This window comes from Acetatifactor sp., assembly GCF_982438285.1.
Window position 1 is genome coordinate 1 of sequence record NZ_CEWDFQ010000358.1, and the last position, 3,002, is coordinate 3,002.

The window sequence follows — 3,002 nt, forward strand, 5'->3', positions numbered from 1 at the left end:
GCAGGTCCTGCTTCCTACGGTATGACAGATACTATGGGACGTATGCACTCTGATGCACAGTTTGCAGGTTCCTCCTCGGTGCCTGCCCATGTTGAGATGATGGGACTGATCGGTGCCGGAAACAATCCTATGGTTGGCATGACGGTAGCAGTAGCAGTTTCCATCGAGGAGGCTGCACAGGCTGGGAAATTCTAAGACATTCTTTTTGATTTATAAGTGACAGAGCCTGGAAGGCGCCGCAGTTTAAAGGACTGCGGCGCCTTCATTATAATGAAAAAAACAGCCGATGCGGTTTTTTGCGGTGAAATTCAAAATTACTTAAGATTTTCATAATAATTATGCGTTTTCTACTAGTAAAACAAAGGATTATGCTGTATAATGTTCTATGATGAGTATTCGTTGCATAGTTACTCATTGACAATACTAAAGGAGGGAGGAGTAGACAAGTGTATTTTTGCAAGAACTGTGGAGAGCCTTATATGACCGATGAAGCTGTAATGTGTGTAAAGTGCGGCGTGGCAAAGGGACATGGATCAAACTATTGTCAAAACTGCGGAAAGCCGGTTGCACCCAATGCAGAAGTCTGCTTAAACTGCGGTGTGAGGGTTGCGAATACTGCAGCGGCTTCCGGCAGCAAGTCAAAGATGGCGGCTGGCCTGCTTGGCATTTTCTTAGGATGCTTTGGGGTACATAATTTCTATCTTGGCTATACTGCGAAGGCAGTGACCCAGCTTGTGCTCACTCTGGTGGGATGTGTATTAAGCTGTATTGTGATCGGCATATTCCTCGTACTGGGCATATGGATTTGGGGCCTGATCGAAGGTATTATGATTCTTACCGGTAAGATCAATACCGACGCCCAGGGGAATCTGCTAAGTGAATAATGAATTTTATTAAATTTATTAAAGGAGAAGAAGATGGACGGACAAAATTTTCAGAACGGACAGAACACAGAAAATGGGCAGGGTACACCTGTAAATAACTATCAGGACAATACTTCTTTTAATCAGTATCAGGTTCCTCCTACATCACCTCAGCAGGCGCCTAAGCAGACCAATGTGCTTGCGATTATCAGTCTTGTTATGGGTATTCTGGCAATTGTACTGGGCTGCTGCAGCGCATATATTGGTATCGTTCCTGGTATTGCCGGAATTGTCTGCGCAATATTTGCCAATAAGCAGGGCAAAACAGGCTTGGCCAAGGCTGGCTTGATCTGCTCTATCGTTGGTATTGTCATTGCTCTTGTTATCACGATTCTGGGCGTGGTTGGCCTGTCAATTTTAAGCGATTACGGATATTACTACTAAAATCAAGTATATGAAGAAACAAAAAACATTGGAGGATCAGCTTTATTTTGCCGGCTGGTTTCTCCTGATAGGTGGTATTGCGGGAATCTTTGTATATTTTCAATTTATTATGCCGAAGCTGTCGGTTTTTCCGTGCTTTTTTTACCATGTTTTGGGAATTTATTGCCCCGGATGTGGCGGCACCAGGGCGATTGGGGCCTTACTGCAAGGAAAGCCGCTGCTTTCCTTCTGGTATCATCCCCTTGTGCCGTATACCGTGGTGCTTTTTGGAGGCTTTATGCTGACGCAGACCCTGGAGCGTGTACATTTTGCAAAAGTGCGGGGCTGGAGATTCCATAATTGGCATATGTATGGTGCGGTTGTTCTTTTGACCGCAAATTGGATTATCAAAAATCTGCTTTTACATCTGTTCCATGTTTCTTTATAAAAACAGCTTAAACCATGAGAAATGGTTTTACAAAAGGAGAAAATATGGATAAGAAAGTGACAGGAATCGTGTCTTATTTCACGATTATAGGCTGGCTGGTTGCTTATTTTGCAGGAGACAAAGAGGGAGCAAAATTCCATTTGAATCAGTCTCTGGTAGTGAATCTTGGCTTTATCATTTCTGGAATTATTTCCTGTATTCCACTGATTGGCTGGATTATATATGCCGTTGCAGGCATTTTCCTTGTGGTATGCTGGATTCTGGGATTGATTGCAGCGATCAATGAAGAGGAAAAGGAAATTCCTCTGTTAGGAAAAATCAAGATATTAAAGTAATGGCAAAATCAGCCCGCATTTGGCGGGCTGATTTTTCATATGCGCTTTACGGCGCACATTTATAAGCAAGAAGGATTATTCGCTGTATTCTATGGTCAAATCCACATCATCAGGTTCTTCGCCGTGGAGAAAAGAGATGATGATCTGTATCCTTTTATATGCACGGGAATAATTCTGCAGTGCATAATCGGCAGTATATTCATTGTATGAGTTGTTGCTGTAGGCTTCGTGATAGCTTTTCACTGCCTCTGTCATATATTCACCGGCTTCATCGGCCAGGCTCTCCAGATAATCGAATTCTTCCGGAAAGTCCACCTGTGAAAACTCCTGAAATTCTGCATCTAATTCATCCAGATAGCCAAGAAGCTCTGTGGTATATCCCTCAGATGTAGTGTCTATATTGTTAATGGAAGTGTCAAGCTCAGAAATACTGGTGCAAAACTGATCTACCTCTGTCTTGAACCTTGACAATTCCGGGTCCCTTCCACACCCAGTGAGAAGCACAAGGGCAAGCAGAATAGGAAACATATGCTTTATTTTCATAAAAATAACCTCCGGTACGGAATAAAATAAATAATATAAAAAATTTATCACATTTTGTCTATTTTAGCAACTATTCCATTGGGATTTAACTTAATCCCAATGGGATTAAGTTAAATCCTGCCCTTTACGATTAAAACTTTCTTGTGGTACAATAAAAAAGATATTTTTTACCATCATTTTATTTCAGCAGCGGAGACACTTATGACAAAAGAACAATTTTTCAGTTTTTGTAAAAATAGATATGTTTATCTGGATGGGGCTACCGGCTCTAATTTGGTAAAGGCAGGAATGCCTTCCGGCGTATGTCCTGAAAAGTGGATTTTAGAGCACAGGGAAATTATGCTGCAGCTGCAGAAGGACTATGTGCTGGCGGGTACAGACATTTTGTAT

7 protein-coding genes are annotated in these 3,002 nt (G+C 42.0%); 6 read left to right on the top strand and 1 reads right to left on the bottom strand.

Annotated features, from left to right (window positions below; genetic code table 11):
- The 5 genes from AC1WIP_RS13790 to AC1WIP_RS13810 form a co-directional block, all read left to right on the top strand.
- On the top strand, positions 1-195 hold a 195-nt coding region (locus AC1WIP_RS13790), incomplete at its 5' end, for a GGGtGRT protein (protein ID WP_481142371.1).
- Between the two features lie 284 nt (positions 196-479).
- A complete protein-coding gene (locus AC1WIP_RS13795) occupies positions 480-884 on the top strand; it encodes a TM2 domain-containing protein (protein WP_318704541.1) in 405 nt (134 codons plus the stop codon).
- Between the two features lie 33 nt (positions 885-917).
- On the top strand, positions 918-1,307 hold the full coding sequence (locus AC1WIP_RS13800) for a hypothetical protein (RefSeq protein ID WP_481142372.1): 390 nt from the start codon (positions 918-920) through the stop codon (positions 1,305-1,307).
- Positions 1,308-1,317: 10 nt separating this feature from the next.
- Positions 1,318-1,734 (top strand): DUF2752 domain-containing protein, encoded by a 417-nt coding sequence (locus AC1WIP_RS13805; protein WP_318704543.1) that lies wholly within the window; start codon positions 1,318-1,320, stop codon positions 1,732-1,734.
- A 44-nt stretch (positions 1,735-1,778) separates the two neighbouring features.
- Positions 1,779-2,069, top strand: coding sequence for a magnetosome magnetite crystal formation protein family (locus AC1WIP_RS13810; protein ID WP_318704544.1), 291 nt, complete (start codon positions 1,779-1,781; stop codon positions 2,067-2,069).
- A gap of 75 nt (positions 2,070-2,144) precedes the next feature.
- On the opposite strand, the gene AC1WIP_RS13815 is transcribed toward AC1WIP_RS13810, so the two are convergent.
- Entirely contained in the window at positions 2,145-2,612 is a 468-nt protein-coding gene (locus tag AC1WIP_RS13815) for a hypothetical protein (RefSeq protein WP_481142373.1), read from the bottom strand.
- A 201-nt stretch (positions 2,613-2,813) separates the two neighbouring features.
- Between AC1WIP_RS13815 and AC1WIP_RS13820 the strand changes: the two genes are divergently transcribed.
- Positions 2,814-3,002 (top strand): hypothetical protein (locus AC1WIP_RS13820; RefSeq protein ID WP_481142374.1); only part of this gene is annotated, 189 nt, incomplete at its 3' end.

Bases quoted from the DNA above. Each gene is read 5' to 3' on its own strand.
- AC1WIP_RS13795 (WP_318704541.1), top strand. From the start codon at position 480: ATGACCGATGAAGCTGTAATGTGTGTAAAGTGCGGCGTGGCAAAGGGA.
- AC1WIP_RS13800 (WP_481142372.1), top strand. From the start codon at position 918: ATGGACGGACAAAATTTTCAGAACGGACAGAACACAGAAAATGGGCAG.
- AC1WIP_RS13810 (WP_318704544.1), top strand. From the start codon at position 1,779: ATGGATAAGAAAGTGACAGGAATCGTGTCTTATTTCACGATTATAGGC.
- AC1WIP_RS13815 (WP_481142373.1), bottom strand. From the start codon at position 2,612: ATGAAAATAAAGCATATGTTTCCTATTCTGCTTGCCCTTGTGCTTCTC.
- AC1WIP_RS13805 (WP_318704543.1), top strand. From the start codon at position 1,318: ATGAAGAAACAAAAAACATTGGAGGATCAGCTTTATTTTGCCGGCTGG.